17 protein-coding genes and 2 pseudogenes are annotated in these 18,532 nt (G+C 69.7%); 10 read left to right on the top strand and 9 right to left on the bottom strand.

Features of this window, described 5'->3' with window-relative positions; all coding sequences use genetic code 11:
• The 5 genes from KBI5_RS27370 to KBI5_RS16055 form a co-directional block, all read left to right on the top strand.
• A partial coding sequence (locus tag KBI5_RS27370) for a hypothetical protein (protein WP_206745262.1) occupies positions 1-433 on the top strand: 433 nt, incomplete at its 5' end.
• Between the two features lie 1,187 nt (positions 434-1,620).
• Positions 1,621-2,505, top strand: coding sequence for an alpha/beta hydrolase (locus KBI5_RS16040; protein ID WP_023840146.1), 885 nt, complete (start codon positions 1,621-1,623; stop codon positions 2,503-2,505).
• A gap of 181 nt (positions 2,506-2,686) precedes the next feature.
• Positions 2,687-3,295, top strand: a complete 609-nt coding sequence (locus KBI5_RS16045; protein WP_085015693.1) for a phage holin family protein — start codon at positions 2,687-2,689, stop codon at positions 3,293-3,295.
• A 125-nt stretch (positions 3,296-3,420) separates the two neighbouring features.
• A complete protein-coding gene (locus KBI5_RS16050) occupies positions 3,421-3,963 on the top strand; it encodes a DUF3618 domain-containing protein (protein ID WP_023840147.1) in 543 nt (180 codons plus the stop codon).
• Positions 3,964-4,269: 306 nt separating this feature from the next.
• The gene (locus KBI5_RS16055; RefSeq protein WP_085015697.1) at positions 4,270-4,716 is read left to right on the top strand and encodes an SRPBCC family protein; all 447 of its coding nucleotides are present in this window, start codon (positions 4,270-4,272) and stop codon (positions 4,714-4,716) included.
• A gap of 143 nt (positions 4,717-4,859) precedes the next feature.
• Here KBI5_RS16055 and KBI5_RS16060 read toward each other — a convergent pair whose 3' ends face one another.
• Complete coding sequence (locus KBI5_RS16060) at positions 4,860-5,984, bottom strand: sensor histidine kinase (RefSeq protein ID WP_235462906.1); 1,125 nt, start codon at positions 5,982-5,984, stop codon at positions 4,860-4,862.
• 398 nt (positions 5,985-6,382) lie between these two features.
• On the opposite strand from KBI5_RS16060, the gene KBI5_RS16065 reads away from it, so the two are divergent.
• Entirely contained in the window at positions 6,383-8,977 is a 2,595-nt protein-coding gene (locus KBI5_RS16065; RefSeq protein ID WP_085015694.1) for a Tex family protein, read from the top strand.
• 275 nt (positions 8,978-9,252) lie between these two features.
• Here the strand turns inward: KBI5_RS16065 and KBI5_RS16070 are convergent, their stop codons facing one another.
• From KBI5_RS16070 to KBI5_RS16095, 6 genes are all read right to left on the bottom strand, one after another.
• Positions 9,253-9,741, bottom strand: coding sequence for a carbonic anhydrase (locus KBI5_RS16070; RefSeq protein WP_011434685.1), 489 nt, complete (start codon positions 9,739-9,741; stop codon positions 9,253-9,255).
• A 60-nt stretch (positions 9,742-9,801) separates the two neighbouring features.
• Positions 9,802-10,827 (bottom strand): aromatic/alkene monooxygenase hydroxylase subunit beta, encoded by a 1,026-nt coding sequence (locus KBI5_RS16075; protein WP_011434684.1) that lies wholly within the window; start codon positions 10,825-10,827, stop codon positions 9,802-9,804.
• Positions 10,828-10,829: 2 nt separating this feature from the next.
• Positions 10,830-11,135, bottom strand: a complete 306-nt coding sequence (locus KBI5_RS16080; RefSeq protein WP_011434683.1) for an MmoB/DmpM family protein — start codon at positions 11,133-11,135, stop codon at positions 10,830-10,832.
• Positions 11,132-11,587: a Rieske 2Fe-2S domain-containing protein gene (locus KBI5_RS16085; protein ID WP_116289936.1), complete on the bottom strand. Its 456-nt coding sequence runs from the start codon at positions 11,585-11,587 to the stop codon at positions 11,132-11,134. The genes KBI5_RS16080 and KBI5_RS16085 overlap by 4 nt, the downstream gene beginning before the upstream one ends.
• On the bottom strand, positions 11,580-11,828 hold the full coding sequence (locus KBI5_RS16090; protein ID WP_011434681.1) for a toluene-4-monooxygenase system B family protein: 249 nt from the start codon (positions 11,826-11,828) through the stop codon (positions 11,580-11,582). The genes KBI5_RS16085 and KBI5_RS16090 overlap by 8 nt, the downstream gene beginning before the upstream one ends.
• 88 nt (positions 11,829-11,916) lie before the next feature.
• Entirely contained in the window at positions 11,917-13,440 is a 1,524-nt protein-coding gene (locus KBI5_RS16095) for an aromatic/alkene/methane monooxygenase hydroxylase/oxygenase subunit alpha (RefSeq protein ID WP_085015698.1), read from the bottom strand.
• 314 nt (positions 13,441-13,754) lie between these two features.
• Between KBI5_RS16095 and KBI5_RS16100 the strand changes: the two genes are divergently transcribed.
• Positions 13,755-14,429 carry a MarR family winged helix-turn-helix transcriptional regulator gene (locus KBI5_RS16100; RefSeq protein ID WP_085015695.1) on the top strand — a complete coding sequence of 225 codons (675 nt, stop codon included), beginning with the start codon at positions 13,755-13,757 and terminating at the stop codon, positions 14,427-14,429.
• 147 nt (positions 14,430-14,576) lie between these two features.
• Here KBI5_RS16100 and KBI5_RS16105 read toward each other — a convergent pair whose 3' ends face one another.
• Complete coding sequence (locus tag KBI5_RS16105; protein WP_011434678.1) at positions 14,577-15,170, bottom strand: NAD(P)H-dependent oxidoreductase; 594 nt, start codon at positions 15,168-15,170, stop codon at positions 14,577-14,579.
• 113 nt (positions 15,171-15,283) lie between these two features.
• On the opposite strand from KBI5_RS16105, the gene KBI5_RS16110 reads away from it, so the two are divergent.
• A complete protein-coding gene (locus KBI5_RS16110; RefSeq protein ID WP_085015699.1) occupies positions 15,284-16,117 on the top strand; it encodes a helix-turn-helix transcriptional regulator in 834 nt (277 codons plus the stop codon).
• Positions 16,118-16,459: 342 nt separating this feature from the next.
• Positions 16,460-17,440 (top strand): glycosyl hydrolase, encoded by a 981-nt coding sequence (locus tag KBI5_RS16115; protein WP_308726837.1) that lies wholly within the window; start codon positions 16,460-16,462, stop codon positions 17,438-17,440.
• 127 nt (positions 17,441-17,567) lie between these two features.
• On the opposite strand, the pseudogene KBI5_RS16120 reads toward KBI5_RS16115, so the two are convergent.
• Positions 17,568-17,887, bottom strand: a pseudogene (locus KBI5_RS16120) (DDE-type integrase/transposase/recombinase); the annotation flags it as partial.
• A gap of 267 nt (positions 17,888-18,154) precedes the next feature.
• Between KBI5_RS16120 and KBI5_RS27955 the strand changes: the two are divergent.
• A pseudogene (locus KBI5_RS27955) lies at positions 18,155-18,473 on the top strand (transposase); the annotation flags it as partial.
• Positions 18,474-18,532 lie beyond the last annotated feature (59 nt).

Here is an 18,532-nt window from a genome sequence, read left to right on the forward strand (position 1 = left end):
CCTACGGAGGCAACCATCGGCTTTGTCGGTACATGCCCAAAACAGGCTATCGATCCCGATCGCCGGCATGTCCGCAGCCCATGGCCACTCCCCACGAAACATCTCATATCTGTCCGAACGTAGCCAGACCTGTCAGCAAGGCGATATTCCCGCAAGAGGGGAAAGGCATCCGTCACTAAAAACCGCCAACCCGCAACACGTGGTGATCGACGGCGACGCCACTCACCGCGACGACCACGGGGCCGCCCACGGCGACCCAGACCTGCTCCTCCAGCACCGCAGCCGTCCGGACCTCGTCGTTACGGCACCGCCGTTACGGCACCGCCGTTACGACACCGGTCCCGACCAGCCGCTTCCCGGGCACGGCCAAGGCCGGGAGACCTGCATCGTCGCGCCTCCGATACCCAGCGCAACGCTCAATCACTCCGAGTAATACTCTCCCAGGTAGCCACGGAGGCAGCGGACGCCACCCCGCTGTCCGTTCCTGTCGATGAACCGCGACCTCGACCGAGGACGCAGGGCGGGAACGAGCAGACACTGCGGCAGACACTGATCGCCACGCGAACCACGCCCGTGGGCACGCGGACGACGATCAGTTGAAGACGGATGAACCGGATGGATGACGCGGCCGGCCGGGGCTGACCGGCTGTCGAGAAATCACCCGGTCGGAGTGGGCGACCAGGAAAAGATCCTCAACGGTCGAACCAGGGCCGTTCGCTCGGGAACGGTCTGGATGCAACCGGACACAAGTAGTCCCGACGAGACCATCTCACCCAACGTACGGGGGGAACGCAGGTATACGGCCTCGTCGGGACTTGGTGAAAGTGTACGACCCCCATCTGTCGGGCGCGACGGGACCAAGGTCCCTAACGGTTTCCGCACCCTCGACTCTTGCCAAAGAGCGCCGCAGTGTGCCTCGTGGGGCGAGAATGGTCACGATGCCGTCTCCCGGAAACCGATCTTGCACCGGCGTGTGCCGTAGGGCGGCCAGTGGGACGGCCGCCTCCACGCCAGCCCGATTTTGATCGCCAGGGTTCTGGCGACGTCCCCCGCACCTCCGGAGACGGACGACTCGGGCACCAGGGCCGGCGGGGTCGGCAACGGGGCGGGCGGCTCGCCCGGGCCGGACGGCAGTCCCCGAAAGGTCGAAATTTCGGGCTAGATTACCGGTTCTGTTGCACATGGGAAACATCAGAATGCTTCGCTGCACCCCGTGCGGCGAAGGGAGTGGCGGCGGTCACGGGAATATCCGCGGCGGTGGGATGCCCGTGGYACACGACGCGTATTCCCGGGAACGGGTGTGACGCCRCACGGGGCCGCCGGGCTCCGGTACCGGACCGGTCACCTCGCCGGACCGAGTGCACACGCGCTGTTCGCACCCGGCGGCGTCGGGCGTCCTGCGCATCGGCCGAGGCGGGTCGACCGCCGACGCATCTACGCAGGCCGGTCCAGCATTACATGATCGCCGCCCCGCGGTGGCCGTCTCATCGCCAATCCGACAACACGGCCGCGAACGGCCTGAACGCAGGCCTGGCGGTGTTGTATCAGGGGTGGGACACGTCGCCGCGGCCGGCGACGATGGAACCACCCGCCCGACGAACCGAACGGCAGAGACCTGGGATGGATGACGAAGCACCGGCCTGGTTCGAGGCCGCCCTTGACCACCGACCGGAGCGGCACGAGACCGAGGTGGCGGGCGCGACTATCAGTTACCGCTGCTGGGGCAGGGGCGGCCGGCCGGCGATCGTGCTGGTCCACGGTGGTGCCGCCCACGCGGGCTGGTGGGACCACATCGCGCCGATGATTCCGCGGGAGTACCGCGTCATCGCACTGGATCTGTCCGGCCACGGTGACAGCGACCGGCGCGAGGACTACTCGCTCAGTACCTGGGCGGCCGAGGTGATCGGTGTCATCGACCACGCCAAGGTCGCCTCGCCCCCGATCATCATCGGGCACAGCATGGGCGGCTGGGTGACGATCACCACCGCAGCCCAGTACCCGGACCGGGTCGCCGGCATCGTCGTCGTCGACTCCCCCGTGCAGGAGTTCACCCCGGAGGAACGGGCGGCCCGGGACCGGACGGCGTTCGGCCCGCTGCGGGTGTATCCGACAGCGACCGACGCGCTGGCCCGGTTCCGGGCGGTGCCGGAGCAGCCCTACGTGCTGCCGTTCATCATCGATCACGTCGCCCGGGGTTCGATCGGGTCGGTCCAGGGCGGCTGGACGTGGAAGTTCGACCCGAAGGTGTTCGGCAACCGGACCCCGTCGCCCGAGGTACTRCGCAAGGTGCACTGCCGGGTCGCGCTCTTTCGGGCCGAGAAGGGCCTGCTCACCCCCGACATCGGTGTCCAGATGTACAACCTGCTCGGGCGGGTGGCACCGGTGATCGAGATCCCGCTCGCCGGCCATCACGTCATGCTCGATCAGCCGTTGCTACTGGTCACCGGGATCCGGACGATCCTCGCCGACTGGGAGCACTCCTCCCCGCAGGAACGGGTGGACTGACGACCGGGTGCGCCGGCCGCGGGCGCGGGAGCCCGGCGGAAAGCGGACGAGACGGTAATTCGTCCCAGGTGGCGCGACTGCCGGGGTTAAGCCGCCGATCCTAGGGAATCCGCAGATCGTACGTTGTTCCGCGGGTACGGCTACGCGGACGCCCCGCCAGGAGAAGCCGCAAGGAGAACCCATGAGGAGTGCGCACCGGCGGCAGTCGGGAACGATCGGTATTCCCTACCCGGACGATAGCGCCCCGTACGTGGCTGGTGCACGGGTGCGGACCTCATCGGATGCCACCCAGGCTCTCCGGGCCGCGCCGGGCCCGCCGGCTGCCGGGAGCACGAGCGGGGACCGCGGATCGACCGGCAACCACGGATCGACCGGCAACCACGGATCGACCGGTGACCGCGAATCAACCGGCAACCACGAATCAACCGGGGAGCTGGTGTCCGACGTCGTCTCGGACATCTCCACACTGTTCCGCCAGGAGCTCGCCCTCGCCAAGGCCGAGATGCGCGAGGAGGTGGAGAAGGTCGGCAAGGGCGCCCGCATGTTCGCCGTAGCGGGCGGCGCCGGTTACTTCACCCTGCTTTTCGCCTTGTTGGCCGTCATGTTCGGCTTGGGGGAGGTGATGGCGCTGGGCTGGGCCGCCCTCATCATCACTGTCGTCCTCGGCGTCGTCGCGGCCGTGCTGGCCATGAGGGGTCGTTCCACCGTGCGCACGGTCCACCCCACTCCGGCGCAGACCGTGGAGACGCTGCGCGAGGACGTCCAGTGGGCGCAGGGCCGCCGCGGGTAGTTCGTCCCCCACCACCCTCGGGTTCGTCCACCCGCCCACCACCCCGTGTCGCCACTCCCGTGCCGCCCACCACCCCGTGTTTCCGCGGAACCACCGGCAGAAGCATCAGAAAGGTCAGGTTCGCAGTGACAAGCACGAGTCCGGATAAGATCCGGTCCGACATCGAGGCGACCCGGGCGCGGCTCGGCAGCGACCTCGACCAGCTCTCCGACCGGGTCAGCCCGCAGAAGGTCGCCGGTCGCACCGCACAGGACATCAAACGCCGGGTGACCACGGCGACCGAGGCGGTCCGCCCGAAGGTCGCGGCGACGACGGAGATCGCGGCCGAAAAGGCCCGGGACACGGCGGATCAGGCGAAGGCCACCGTACGCCGGCAGCTTGACGCCCACCCGCAGCTCGCCGTGACCGCACAGAAGGCCCGCGCGACGGCCGGCAGCGCCGCGGGTACGGCCACGCAGACCGTGCACAAGCAGCTCGAGGCGCACCCGCAGGTGGCGGCGAAGGCCGGCCAGGTGCGCGACACCGCGGGCAGCGCCCTCACGGCCGGCCGGCAGAAGGCCGCCGACAACCCGCGGGCGGCGGGGTCCGCCGCCGGGCTGGCGGCTCTGCTCGTGATTCTGCTGTTCATCCTCCGGCTCCGGCGGCATTGCGGGATCGACCCGGGGTAGCGGTCCCCGACGCTCTCGGCGGCGCTCGCCACACTCGGCCCGGCGGCGCGCGATCTGGCCGCTCTGGTGGGCGTCCACCTGCTCGCCGACTGTAACTCCAAGTAATCAACTGCGCCGCTCGGCGCCCGTCAAGCCGGGAAGCGCGACGGGCGAGGGCGACGGACTACGGGTCAGATGAGACGGTCAGGGGCACGCGAGCCTGGCGGCCCGCCCGTGGCGCCACGGGTTCTCTCCCGGACGAGCACGGCTGCCGGGAGGAACGCGGACTTCGGCCGAGAGCCGGCCGGAGCGAGGAAGGAGGAGCTGGTGGGACAGATCGAGGTCGTCGTCAGGCGGGTCGTGCCGGGCACCCCCGAGCAGGTTGTCGCGAAGCTCGCGGACTACCAGGGCGCCCGCGCCCGAGCCTGGCCAGAGAACGTCTCCGAGTACCGGGTGTTGGCGGGGGGCCACGGTGCCGGGACCCGCATCGCCTATCGGCTCCAGGCAACCCGCAAGCGGGTGCGTCAGATCGACGCGACCGTCTCCGTCCCCGATGCGAGCACTCTCGTCGAGGCGGACCAGAACTCCTCGCTGTGCACCCGCTGGCACATCGTCCACGGCTCCGGGCCGGACCAGAGCCTGGTCACGGCGACGACGACCTGGGACGGTGCGGGCGGTGTCGGCGGCTTCTTCGAGCGCGCGTTCGCCCCCATCGGCGTCCGCAAGCTGCACACCGCGGTCCTGRACAAGGTTGYCGGACAGTCCGGGGGCTAGGATCCGGCCGCCGAGCGGTGCAGGGTCGGCCATACTTCCCGCGTCGGCCCCGCCGCCATCAAACCTGCCCGGCCCATCAAACCTGCCCGGCCCACCGAACCCGGCCGGCGAGCCGGACCCGGCCGGGCTGGGGCGAAGCCCCGTTAGACGTACATGTACATCCGCACGGTCGTGCCAACCCGGGTCGACCGGAGCTGGACGAGATCGCACAGCTGGTTGACGAGCCACAGCCCGCGGCCGCCGCCCAGGGACAGGTCCGGGCGGCGGCGTCCGGCCAACCGGTCGTACAGCCGGCCGCCGTCGCGGACCTCGCAGATCAGGCAGGCGTCGTCCGTCCAGAGGCGGACCGCTCCGTGGCCCCCGCCGTGGTGCACGCTGTTCGTGGCGACCTCGTGCACGGCCAGCTCGAACTCGCCGGTCCGCTCGGCGCCCAGGCCCCAGGCCAGGGCGACCCGGATCACCTCGGCGCGGACGTGCCCCAAGTCGCGCGGGCCGAAGGCGAACTCGACGCGGGGAACGCCGAGGTCCGGCAGGGCCTCGGCCAGCGGGTCGGGGCCCGGACTCGCGACGGCGGACCCGGGCGGTCGATACCGGGAACTGATCCGGCCCAGCCCGCCCTCCACCACCGCGGGATGGGTGCGCCAGATCTCGTCAACGAGCGCCGGGCCGATCCGGCCCACGTCATAGAGGCACCGCAGCCGCCACGCCGGCGGCGCGGCGAACGCCTCGTTGAGCAACGCCTCGTGCAGCATGGATTCCCGCCGCTCCGGGCCGGACCGGGCCAGCCATGTCGGCTCGCCGATCCCCCGTACCAGCCGACCGCGCTCGACACCGAGATCCAGAAAATCCTGCCAGGCCGGAATAACCCGGGCCGGGTTACGACCAAGCTCGGCCATATCGAGAAAAGAGACGCGCTGCGCGGCCCGACCGAGGGCTGCGCGTAACTGGCGTATCCGCGGCTGTGTCACGGCTACCAGGACGGCCTCGTCGACCGCGAGTCCGGCGAGCACGAAATCGCGCGTTGCGCTGAGGAAACCGGCGTCGCCCTGATACAGGAAAGCCTCGTGCCGAATCCCGTCGGCCCCACTTCCACCGGTGACCGGGCCACAGATGGAGCCCAGGGTGCTCCCGTGGCTCACTTCACACCCCGGCGCGGCAAAACGCGGGTCGCCCCCGTGGGAACCCACCCGCCCACTCACCGCGACCTCGGCGGCGGAATGCCGAGAATACACGCGGCCCGCGCCGGCAGCCCCGTCCCCAGTGTGCACGGGCACATCGTAGGTCATGCCGAACCAATGGGATATACCCCGCAACGCAATCAGACCGCCCAGCTCGTCAGAGCTGGTAGCGGAAACGACCCGACCAGCCCGGAACCGGTTCTCCGGCCGGGCGGACCACGCCGGGCCGGGCCGGTCGCCGCCGTGACCGCGCCACGCGGGGACGATGCCCGAGACCAGGAGGCCGGCGCTCGAGACCAGGAGGCCGCGGGAACGCGGGAACGCGGGAACGCGCACCGGGACCGCCGCCCGCGGGCGGAAAACCTCGTGATCACCCGTAGTCTCGCAGTCAGGGCGTCGGCGCGGGTCTCACCGCGCGGCGCCCGAGCGACGACGCGGCCGACCCCGGCCCGGCGACCGAAGATCGACGAGAAGGCGGATCAGGGATTGTGACGACGACATCTGTCCCGCAGCGTTCCATCCATCAGCGGATCGCCGAGGAGCTCGGCGTGCGCCAGGGGCAGGTGACGGCGGCGGTCGACCTGCTCGACGGTGGTGCCACCGTGCCCTTCATCGCCCGCTACCGCAAGGAGGCGACCGGCACCCTCGACGACACGCAGCTGCGCACGCTGGAGGAACGGCTGCGTTACCTGCGGGAGCTGGAGGATCGGCGCGCCGCGATCCTCGAATCGATCCGGTCGCAGGGCAAGCTGGACGACRCCCTGGAGGCGCAGATCCTCGCCGCCGACTCCAAGGCCCGGTTGGAGGACATCTACCTGCCCTTCAAGCCGAAGCGGCGGACCAGGGCGCAGATCGCCCGGGAGGCCGGCCTCGAACCGCTGGCGGAGAGCCTGCTGGGCGACCCCTCGCTCGACCCGTACGCCACGGCGACGGCCTACGTCGATCCGGAGAAGGGTGTGGCCGACGCGGGTGCCGCGCTGGAGGGGGCGCGGGCGATCCTCGTCGAACGGTTCGCCGAGGACGCCGACCTGATCGGCACGCTGCGCGAGCGGATGTGGTCGCGTGGTGTCCTGGTATCCCGGGTCCGGGAGGGCAAGGAGGAGGCGGGGGCGAAGTTCTCGGACTACTTCGACTTCTCGGAGCCGTTCACCTCGTTGCCGTCGCACCGCATCCTCGCGGCGTTCCGGGGGGAAAAGGAGGAGATCCTCGACCTGACCCTCGAACCGGACGTGCCGGYGGAGCCGGACGCCGCCCCGCCGCCCGGGYCGACCGACTACGAGACGCGGATCGCCGAGGCGTTCGGGATCTCCGACGCGGGCCGACCGGCGGACCGGTGGCTCCTCGACACGGTCCGCTGGGCCTGGCGCACCCGCATCCTCGTGCACCTCGGCATCGATCTACGGATGCGGCTGTGGACGGCCGCCGAGGACACCGCCGTGCGGGTGTTCGCGGCGAACCTGCGTGACCTGCTGCTCGCGGCGCCGGCCGGAACCCGGGCGACCATGGGTCTCGACCCGGGGTACCGCACCGGAGTGAAGGTCGCCGTGGTCGACCCGACCGGCAAGGTGGTCGCCACCGACACCATTCATCCGCACGTCCCGGCGCGGCGGTGGGACGAGTCGATCGCCACCCTGGCCCGGCTCGCCCGGGAGCATCGCGTCGACCTGATCTCGATCGGGAACGGGACGGCCTCCCGGGAGACCGACAAGCTCGCCGAGGACCTCATCCGCCGGCACTCGGAGCTGTCGCTGACGAAGGTGACGGTCTCGGAGGCGGGGGCGTCGGTGTACTCGGCGTCCGCCTACGCCGCGGCGGAGCTTCCGGGGCTCGACGTCTCACTGCGCGGGGCCGTGTCGATCGCCCGGCGGCTGCAGGACCCGCTCGCGGAGCTGGTGAAGATCGACCCGAAATCGATCGGGGTTGGGCAGTACCAGCACGACCTGTCCGAGTCCCGGCTGTCGTCGTCCCTGGACGCGGTGGTCGAGGACTGCGTGAACGCGGTGGGGGTGGACGTCAACACCGCGTCCGCCCCGCTGCTGACCCGGGTGTCCGGAATCGGGGCGAGCCTCGCGGAGAGCGTGGTGCGCCACCGCGACACGCACGGGCCGTTCCAGACCAGGGCCGCCCTGAAGGACGTCCCCCGCCTCGGRCCGAAGGCGTTCGAGCAGTGCGCCGGCTTCCTGCGCATCCCCGACGGGGACGACCCGCTGGATGCCTCCAGCGTGCACCCCGAGTCCTACCCGGTGGTGCGGCGCATCCTCGCGGCGACCAGCGGCGACCTCGGCTCCCTCATCGGCAACGGGGCGGTCCTGCGAGCCCTGAAGCCGAGCGAGTTCGTCGACGACACCTTCGGCCTGCCGACCGTCACCGACATCCTCGCCGAGTTGGAGAAGCCCGGCCGTGACCCGCGGCCGGCCTTCAGGACGGCGGCATTCACCGAGGGGATCGAGACGCTCGCGGACCTGGTCCCCGGCATGACCCTGGAGGGGACCGTCACGAACGTCGCCGCGTTCGGGGCCTTCGTCGACATCGGCGTTCACCAGGACGGCCTGGTGCACGTGTCGGCGATGTCGAAGAACTTCGTCAGCGATCCGCGCGAGGTCGTCAAGCCCGGCGACATCGTGACGGTGAAGGTTCTCGACGTCGACATCCCCCGCAAGCGGATCTCGCTGACGCTGCGGCTGGACGACGAGGCCGGTGCCGGGGGCCCGGGCCGCCGGGACGGCGAGGGTGACCGGCGGGGAGCCGCGGGTGCGGGCGCCGGACGCGGCGGAAGCCGTGATCATGGTGATCGGCGGAATGGCGGCCGGGGCACCGCGAGTGCGGGCGCCGGACGCGGCGGAAGCCGTGATCATGGTGATCGGCGGAATGGCGGCCGGGGCACCGCGAGTGGCGAACGCGGTGGTGCCGGCGGGCGCGGTGCCGGTGGTGCCGGCGGGCGCGGTGCCGGTGGCAGGAACGGTTCCGGTGGCCGCGGTGGATCCAGCGTGCCGGACGGCGCGATCGCCGAGGCGCTGCGCCGGGCCGGCATCGTCAACGGCGACCAGATCACTCTCGGTGAGTCCGGCCGCAAGCGCGGCTGACCCACTGACCAGGTGACGGGTGGGGCCGGTGGGTCGGGCCGGTGGGAATCACCGGCTCCGGTGYCGCCCACCGACCCCACCCACCTGGCCCCCAGGGGTGCTTCGCGGATCGACGGTACGGATCCCCGAAGCACCCCGACGGCGGGCGAAGCCCGGTGCCGCCAGAAATACGGCATCGTCAGAAATACGGTGCCGTCAGAAAGAACCGATGATGATGCCGGTAATGGTGAGTCGATACTCGAAGGCGCTGAACAGCAGGGTGCGGCAGGCGGATATCACGCGACTTCGGTGAGCAGTCCGGTGGCAACATCGAAGATGAAGCCGCGGATGGCGTCGGTATGCGGGATGAACGGGCTCGCCTTGATCCGCGCAATCGACTGGCGTATGTCTTCGGCCAGGTCGGTAAACGACTCCACGGCCCATTCTGGTTTGATCCCGGTCTCRTCCTGGATCGAGCGTTTAAAATCGTCGTCGGTGAAGGTCAGCATGCCRCAGTCGGTGTGGTGGATCAGGATGATCTCGCGGGTGCCGAGCAGGCGCTGGCTGATCGCGAGGGAACGGATCTCGTCGTCGGTGACGACGCCRCCGGCGTTGCGGATGACGTGAGCCTCGCCGTCGCCCAGGCCAAGGATCGCGTAGACGTTGAGCCGTGCGTCCATGCAGGCGACGGCGGCGATGTGCTTGGACGGCGGCAGCGGAAGCGGCCCGGCGAAGGTCTTCGCGTAGGCGGCGTTGTTGGTCAGGTAGTCGTCGGTGACGGACATGGGTCCTTCCCGGGGGCGGATCGGTGGTGGAGGCCGGAGGTTCAGGCGGGATCCGCCGGTTCAGGCAGGATCCGCCGTGCCGGTCCAGGAGGCACGGAACGCCGCGGTGGTCGCGGCGACGGTGGTGGCGACCTCGGCCGGGCTGGCCGGGTTCGGGGCATTGTCGAACAGGGCCGCCAAGCCCGCGACGGCCTTCTCCGCGCGGGGGCGCCAGTTTTCTTCCCAGGCGGCGAGAACCGCGGCGTTGTCGGGGCGTCCGGCGATGGCGTGGCGGGCCAGGGCCGCGCTCCACGCCCGGCTGCGGGCGCCGTCGACGCCGGACTCGCGCAGCAGCTGGGCGGTCAGGCCGTCGCCGTTGGCGTCCGCGAGATCGGCGAGGGCGGTCTTGAGCAGGGTGTCGAGCGCCGGCTTGACGACGAGGTTCAGTGCCGTGAAGGCCTCCGCCCAGTCGTAGGCGACCAGCAACCGCTCCAGCGCCTCTCGGGCGGGTTGCCAGGCCGGGTCGTCTTCCCAGAACCGTCGGGTGACCCGGCTGTCGGCGAGGTCGGCGCCGTGGACCAACGACAGCGCCTTGGCCCGGTAGGCGATCCACTGCAGAGCGCGCAGTTCGTCGGCGGCCTGGAAGAACGCGGCGTTGCTGACGTAGGCGCTGGGTCCGAGTTGGCCGACGTACAGGCTGGTGATCTGCAGCACGTGGAACAGGTAGCGGGCGGGCAGGTAAAGCCGCGCGAGGACGCCCACCCAGACCGGGTCCAGGCCGGCATCCGCATCGAGGGCCTCGAAGTGGTCGACGACACCTTCGGCGTAGATCTCCCGGTCGTGCTGCAGGGCGATGTAGCGGCGGTAGTTGAGCTGGGCGGGGTCGCGGAACTCCTCCCAGTCCACGCCCCGCAGCGGCGAGCCCTCGCGGTAGCGCAGGTACCACCGGTTGATCGGACTGTTGGGATCAAGGTCGAACGGGGCCGGCTGCCGCCCGAAGTGGTAGTGGAAGTGGCCGGTGACGGTCTCGTACTCGTTGGGCTTGCGGCGGGCCCCGTCGAACACACTCCAGGTGCGCAGAGGCCTCGCCGTGGGGGAGGTGGTCATCCTCAGTCCTTCCGGTCCAGGTACCAGACGAGTTCGTCGTCGCTCACGTACCGCATCCGCCCGGCAAAGCCGGCGAGGGCGGGTTCGAGGGTGGCGAGCGGGACGGACCGGCCGGCGGCCTCCTCCAGGCTGGTGCGGGTGACCCGCAGGAAGCGGGGCGCGTTGATGCGCACGTAGCCGTTGCGGTCCTCCACGACCAGCGTCTGGTCGGGGTTGTCCTTCTCGATCGCGGCGTGCAGTGCCTCGACGACGTCCGGATCGAATCCGCGGACGATGGGGCCTACCAGGCGGCTGGAGTCGGCGGTCATGAAAATCGTCTCCCCGTCGGGGCCGCGGTCGCATCGCCACGGCAGCGGTGGTAGTGACGTCGGCCGTCGGGTGGGATCCCGACAATGATCCGCTCGCCGTCGGCGCGCACCGGGAAGCTGTACAGCCGGCAGTCGCTCGGGTTGAGGCTCTCGCCGGTCGCCAGGTCGAACTCCCAATGATGCGCGGCGCAGGTGAGCACCCCGTCCTCGACGGCGCCGTTGACCAGCGGGAACCGCGAGTGCGGGCACACCGCCTGGTACGCCCGTAGCGCCCCGCCGGGCAGGTGTGCCAGCAGCACCTGCTCGGCGCCCGCGGTCACCTCGAGCACATCGCCTTCCCACACCTCGTCCAGCGAGGCGACGTCGGTCCACGCCACTGTGGTGCCACCCGCCGACGCACCACCCGCCGACGCACCACCCGCCGACGCACCACCCGCCAACGCGCTACTCATCGAAGAAGGCTTCGACATGGTCGAGCGGGCCGACGCCGGCCTCGCCGATGCGCGCCTCGCGGGCGAGCACCTGACCGTTGTGGCGGATCCCCACCGGCGCGTCGCTGGCCGGCAGACGCCGGCCCACAACGTGGTGAGCGATCTTTTGGCCGACGACCTCGACGGTGTCGGCGTCGTCCACCGCCACCAGCAGCGACACGAAGTCGTGTTCGAAAACCGCGCTCAGCGGCAGCAGAGCCATCGGGCCCCCTCGGAGTGCTCGTGGACGTACTCGTGGACGTACTCGTGGCAGTGCTCCCGCGCTCCGGGGGTCACCTGTGCCCAAGACGTCATCGCCGTGCCGCCCTGGCGCCGGTTGCGCCCGCCGCCGCGGCCTGCGCCCAGGCGTAGCCGGTGGCATCCTGTCCCTGCTCGGCCGGCGACAGCCCCATGTAGGCGAGCACGCCGCCGAGGTCGGGCGGGCYGATCTCGCCGGCGAGGAACCGGTCCACCAGCGACCGGTGCCCGGCGAACCGCTCCGGACGCCGCGCGAAGATCCACTTGCAGGGTTCCGAGCAGAACAGGTAGTCACGGCCCCCGTGGGTGTGGCGCAGCGGAGCGGCCGAGGCCAGCGCGCCGGCCTCCACGCCGGCGGCCCGCACGATCGGCAGCTGGCACAGATTGCACACCAACGGCAGCGTCTCCGGGAAGGTGGCCTCGACCTTCCCCGCGCGGATGTTGTCGCCGATGACATCCCAGTACTTGCCGAACGTGCGGTTCCAGCCCGGGTACTTCTCCTCCAGCCACACCCGCTCGTCCGCCGAGACGCCGGCGTCCGGGTTCCACCAGACCGTCGGCCGCCAGTTCCACACCCCGAGGTGAATCGCGTGGTGGTACCAGGTGAGTTCGTTGACGAACTCCTCCCAGTACCACGGATACTCCAGGCCAAAGTCCCGGAACTGGTCGGAGAACTGCTTGATCACCCACTCTTCGATGAATTCCTTGAACGACATCGTCCGATGCTCGAGCGGGGTGTAGTAGTCCATCGACAGGCCGGTCAGCAGCGCGAACACCCGCCATGACCGCCAGAACATGTGATCGATGAGGAACTGGCCCCAGTCCTTGTGGCCGCCCTCGGCAAGGATCTTGATGGTCGGCTCGCCCTGCTGGGCATGGCGGGCCTCGTCCGTCTGGATACTGGAGATCAGCGAWCCGAACTCCAGGTCGCCCACCTTGATCGCGTCGGCCGCCATGCCGAGGAACTGCAGGTTCGTGAAACCGGTCTCAAGGGTGAAGGTGAGCTGYAGCGCGATCGACAGCGCGTCGTTGGCGACGAACATGTCGTCGAACAGCTGCCGGACCGCGAGCACGATCCAGTCGTTCGTGTGGAACGCCTTGAGCGCCCAGTCGGCCCGCGGCTCCTTCCCGATCAACCCATAGGGGAAGAACGCCTGGATCTGGCCGTGCCGGACCTCGTCGAGCGTGCCGAACGTCGCCGTATTGCGCCACGCCGCCGCCCGCCCGAACCGGCCCATCCGCGCCTCACCGATGGAGGCGAGGTACTCCGGCATCGTGATCGCGCCGTAGTGCGCCAGGATCACCGACTTCCATCCCGGGTCGAGCTTCTCGAACAGCGCCGAGCGGGCGATCGCGTTCTTGACCGAGTACGTCGTGGTGTCCTTCGTCACCTGGTTGTGCACGTACTCCCGATAAGTGATCTTGTATGGCTCGTCCCAGGCCAGCCACCCCTCGGCTGGGACCCGGCCCGTCCCCGACAGCTCCTCTGGGAAGACGTCCTGCTCGGACACATAGCCAAACGACCAGTTGGTGTCGCGGGCAAGATCGTACCRGTCACTGCGGGCAAGCTTCGGCATGCTCGCCTCCTTGGTGTTCCCCCACGGACGCGAACCGAACCCGCCCGGTCCGGCGACGCTCCCGCGCCGCACGGCCCAACCCGGCATCGGCCGCTATCTCGACAATTTCAGTCGACAAGGAGAACTATGTGCGGGACGACCTTTGATGTCAAGGACTCCTAACGATCCGGTCCGGGCGGATCGGATTGCTAAGGTCCACTCGCGGGTTCCGACCTTCCCCGTTACGACCCTCGCGGCGGGTCGGCCGTCGCGAACCCGGGAAAGTCCCAACGGCAGGAGGCAGCGGTGCTGGCGATACACGCGGCGTTCGGACCGTGCGCGTGAGACCGCCCGGCACCCCCGAGGAACGCCACCCCGGACTCGACGCGAAGATCGTGGCCGCCCTCGACCGGATCGGCGAGGCCCTGCAGGTGCTCGCCCGCCGCCTGGCCGAGGCGCACGACCTGTCCCCCACCCAGCTTCGGGTCCTCGCCCGCATCTATGCGGGACCACCCCCGCCGGCCCGAACCAGCGCGCTGGCACGTGAACTCGACGTGGCCGACCCCACCGTCAGYGACGCCGTGGCGGCCCTGCGCCGCAAAGGGCTCGTAGGCCGCCAGCAGGACCCCGCCGACCGGCGTCACTACCGGCTACACCTCACCGCCGACGRCCAACGGACCGCGCACGCGGTCTCCCGGTGGACCGCCCCGGTCGAGGTAGCGACCTCCAGGATCCCCCGCCCGGACGGCGAGCACCTGCTCGCAACCCTCCTGGACCTGCTGGAATGCCTGCACGCCGAACATCTGATCAGCGTGACGCGCGCGTGCACCACCTGCCGGCACTTCGAACCCGCACCCCGCCACGCCCGACCCGCCCGCCACGCCCAACCCACTGTTCACCGCTGCGCGTTCTTCGACTACCGCCTCGGACCGTCCGACATCCGGGTCGACTGCCCGGAACACCTCACCCAGGAGGAGTTCGCCCGCCGCGGCGCCGCGGGCGGCCGGTAACACCGAACGGGGCCAACCGGGTCATGCACGTCAACGTCCACAGCGCCGCGGTCGGCCTGCCCGACGGCACGCCTGCGGGGTCCGTTGTCGACAGCTCACCGATCAGCTGCGCGAGGAGGGGGCCTGCGGGCCCATCATCACGAGACACTAGTCGGGGTAGGGCACCTCGGCGCGTGCCTTCTGGAGTGCGGCGGCCCACCAGGCAAGCTGGTTGAACAACGTCTTGGCGTAGCCGGGAGCGTCGGGATCAGCTGGCCGGCCAGCATCCCAGTTCACGAAGTAGTTCGGGAATGCCAGCCCGTCGCGAATGGTCACCGCGTGCAGCTCGGTGAGGACGTTCTCCAGGTGCAGGACCGCGTGCCGACCACCCGCCGCGCCGCCGTAGCTGACAAAAGCGACCGGCTTCGCGGTCCACTGGGTGAAGTGCCAGTCGATGGCAGCCTTCAGTGACGCCGGGTAACTATGGTTGTATTCGGGGGTTACTAGGACGAACGCGTCCGCGGCGTCGAGTCGCGCGGTCAGGGGTGCCATGCCCGCCGGGCGCGGGTATGAGTCTCCGGCGTACTTCGGCGACGCGGCGGGCAGGGATAGGGGGATCTCAAAGTCGGCGAGGTCGACGACCTCTACGTCGAAGCTCCCATGCGCGGAGGCCTGTTCGGCGACCCATGAGGCCACGACCGGTCCGAACCTCGCCTCGCGCACGCTGCCGACGACGATGACAAGTTTGCTGGTTTCGCTCATGCGTCACATGTTCGGTCGCGCCGGCAGCGGCAGCCAGACCGAGCGCAGGCTGGCCCTGATAGGGCCAGCCTCGGACGGCGTACCGAGGCCGTGCCGGTCTTACAGTGAAGAGCGTGAGTACGCCGCTGGGTGACTTCCTCCGCGCCAGGCGCGATGCCACCCGGCCCGAGACGCTCGGCCTGCCGGCAGGCCCCCGGCGCCGCGTCCCGGGGCTACGGCGGTCGGAGCTGGCTTCGCTGGCAGGAATCAGCGTTGAGTATCTCGTCCGGATCGAGCAGGGGAGCGACCGCAACCCATCGGCCTCCGTCGTCAACGCGCTCGCCGACGCGCTGCGCCTCGACGTCTCCGAGCGGGAGCACCTGYGCTACCTGGCCAAGATCGCTGCTGGCGTGTGTATCGGCCCGCTCACCCAACCTCGGCTGGAGGTCAGGCAGACAGTGCTCAAGCTGCTCGACCAGCTCGAGCCAGGGATCGCACTGGTCACCAACCGCCTGGGTGACATCCTCGCGTACACCAGTGGCTTCGACCTGGTCGCCCGACCGTCGGGGCTGCTCGATACCGACAGGCCCAACCTCACGCGCTTCGTCTTCACCGACAGGCGCGCCCGCGAGGTCTTCCCGGAATGGGATCAGATCGCCGACGAACGAGCCTTCGACCTGTGGCACGGCCCGTCGGCCGAGCGCTCGGCCCAATTCAGGGCGGAACTCGCTCCGGTCGCCGGCGACGACTTCACCCAGCGACTGAACCGGCACGCGCTACCACGGCGCGGTCCGCTGCGGTGGACACACCCCGTGGTTGGTGAACTGCGGCTTGACCGCGAGGTCCTGGAGCTCCCACCCGCCGATGCTCAGCAGCTGGTGGTATTCCTTCCCGCCGACGACACGACCGCCGACACGTTGAACCGGTTGCGCAGGAGGGGCGGTACCAGCCTGCGTGCCGTCAACTGAGCAAATATGGCGGCACGCCGCCACTCTTATCGAAGTCAAGCAGGTCCAGGTGTCCCCGTGGAGCAGTACCCGCGGGGGCTCGGTGTTCTCCGGCATCTGATCGCCGCGATCGACCGACCTGCCAGCATGATCGATCCTGGGCTCGCCCGCCACATCCGCGACGACTGTCCGATACGACACTGACGTAACGGTATGGTTGGTTTTCGTGGTACCGGAGCGCCARGAAGGACCGAGGGACCCGATGGAACGTGCAGCGTGACGGCCCGGCAGCGAGGTCGGGCCGGGTACCGGGCTCGCCCGGGCAGGCCGTTATGGATGCCGCTGACCGCACTGACGATGGTGATGGCTGTTGTGCTGGGCGTGGCGGCCTGCTCGGATCAGCCCGAGCGTCCCCGCGCTCCGCGGCCGTCACCAACCACCACGCCCCCCTCCGCCGTGGAGCCGGCACCGTCCGGGCTGGGCTGGGTATCCGGCGCCAATGGAAACTTCCCGGCAGACGTGACCGCGTGGGCGGCGTGGACCCGCCGTCCCGTCGACCTCGCGATCGTTTTCACGGACCGCGCCAACTGGCCGAGCATCACCACGGCGTCCTGGCCGGTCGGGGCGTTCACCCGGGCAGCCTTTCCCGGGGAGCTGTCGGTGGCGCAACCGCTGTACCCGCAGAACGGCAATGAACAGGCGTGCGCTCGCGGTGAGTACGACGGCTACTGGGCSCAGTTCGGGCAGACTCTGTCGAAGTACGGCCGCGGCGACGCCTACGTGCGCCTCGGCTGGGAGTTCAACGGGGACTGGTTCTGGTGGCACGTCCGGGATCCGCAGGCGTGGAAAAGCTGCTTCCAACACGCCGCCACCGCGATCCGGTCGACCGCTCCGCACGTGAAGATCGACTGGAACATGACCGCGCACCGCGACAGCCTGCCCGGCAGCGGCGCGGACGTCTGGTCCGCCTACCCCGGCGACGCCTACGTCGACGTCGTCAGCATCGACTCCTACGACTCCTATCCGGCGTCCACGACGGAGCAGGTCTGGACCCGGCAATGCCAGCAGCGTTCCGGGCTGTGCACCGTCGCCGCCTTCGCCCGCGCCCACGGCAAGCGGTTCGCCGTCCCCGAATGGGGACTGGTGCGCTCGACCGGCGGTGGCGGCGACAACCCGTTCTACATCGAGAAGATGCACGAGTTCTTCGCGGCGAACGCCGGACTCCTCGCCTACGAGGCCTACTACAACAACGCGGAAGCTGACAACGTGCAATCCTCCCTGCACAACCCGAACCTGAGCCCGAACAGCTCCCGCCGCTATCTCGGCCTGTTCGGAAAGGACTGACGGCGGCGCCGGCGCGGACGTGGCCGTCGGCGACGTGTCCGCCTGCCAGCAAGCCGAGGGTGATCCCCGGGGGCTCTGTTGCGTTACGGGGAAGCTGGGCATGCCAGCGGGCCGGGGCGTCTGTCGGTCAGATAGCGGTAGCGAGTTCGGTGAACGCGGCGGCCAGCCTCAGCTGTGGGTTGCTGTCGATCCCGAGTTCGGAAGTGGCCGCGGCGGACGTTCTGGACTAAGGCGTGTCCGGCGCTGAGAGTTTGGACCGAGCGCAGCCATTTCAGCCCGCGCGGCGTCGTGCTTTGAGTCGGCCGTGGTCGGCTTCGATCCGGTTGTTCTCCCGGGCGGCGTCGACATGGCAGGCATCCCAGGCAGCAGCTCGTCGAGGAGCCTCGGGTAGACAGGTGCCTTATCGGTGGTGATCGCCACCGGCCGCCGACCATGCGTCAGCGCCCGAACGAACGAACCGTCAGGACCGCGACGGCGCCCGCCAACTGCTGGTCGACCACTACTTCACCGCCCCCAGCTGCCGGTTCCTGTTCGTGGACGACGTAGCTGAGGACAGCCTTGACCGGGGCATGCCGGGAAGGGCGGGAGCAGTCCTGACGTACGCGGGTCTTCGCGTCCGAGAGTCGTAGGCCCAACGCTACCGGCCACCGGACAGCCTGCTCACGTTCCTCGACAACCTCTGTCCTGTCTGGTGGCGGGCAGGTTCGTGGCCGGCCGAGGGCCGTGGAGCGGGACGGAGGTCTCGTAGTAGTCCGAGCATACGGCGGGTTCGCCGGCCGGTTCGTGACCTGGGCCGCCACCGTCATGAAGACCACCGTGGAGATCGTCCGGAAGAAGGAAGGACAGAAAGGCTTCCAGCCGCTTCCGAAGCGGTGGGTGGTGGAACCGCACCCTGGCCTGGATCGCCGGCCACCGCCGCCTCGCTCGGGACTACGAACGCGACCCGGCCAGCTCTGCCACCTTCGTCCACTGGGCCATGATCCGCACCATGGCCCGTCGTAAACATTCAGCTTCATTGTTGATGTTGCTGTGAGTGGTTGGCGCTCGTTCCGGGTCCGACTGTTGGCTGATGTGTGGCGCATCGGATCTGGT

Source organism: Frankia sp. KB5 (assembly GCF_002099325.1).
In the GTDB taxonomy this organism is placed as follows: Bacteria; Actinomycetota; Actinomycetes; order Frankiales; family Frankiaceae; genus Frankia; species Frankia casuarinae.

What these genes read in the sequence shown, in the direction of transcription:
- KBI5_RS16080 (WP_011434683.1), bottom strand. Translation starts at nt 11,135, where the DNA reads ATGACCGCCGACTCCAGCCGCCTGGTAGGCCCCATCGTCCGCGGATTC.
- KBI5_RS16085 (WP_116289936.1), bottom strand. Translation starts at nt 11,587, where the DNA reads ATGAGTAGCGCGTTGGCGGGTGGTGCGTCGGCGGGTGGTGCGTCGGCG.
- KBI5_RS16105 (WP_011434678.1), bottom strand. Translation starts at nt 15,170, where the DNA reads ATGAGCGAAACCAGCAAACTTGTCATCGTCGTCGGCAGCGTGCGCGAG.
- KBI5_RS16090 (WP_011434681.1), bottom strand. Translation starts at nt 11,828, where the DNA reads ATGGCTCTGCTGCCGCTGAGCGCGGTTTTCGAACACGACTTCGTGTCG.
- KBI5_RS16045 (WP_085015693.1), top strand. Translation starts at nt 2,687, where the DNA reads ATGAGGAGTGCGCACCGGCGGCAGTCGGGAACGATCGGTATTCCCTAC.
- KBI5_RS16075 (WP_011434684.1), bottom strand. Translation starts at nt 10,827, where the DNA reads ATGACCACCTCCCCCACGGCGAGGCCTCTGCGCACCTGGAGTGTGTTC.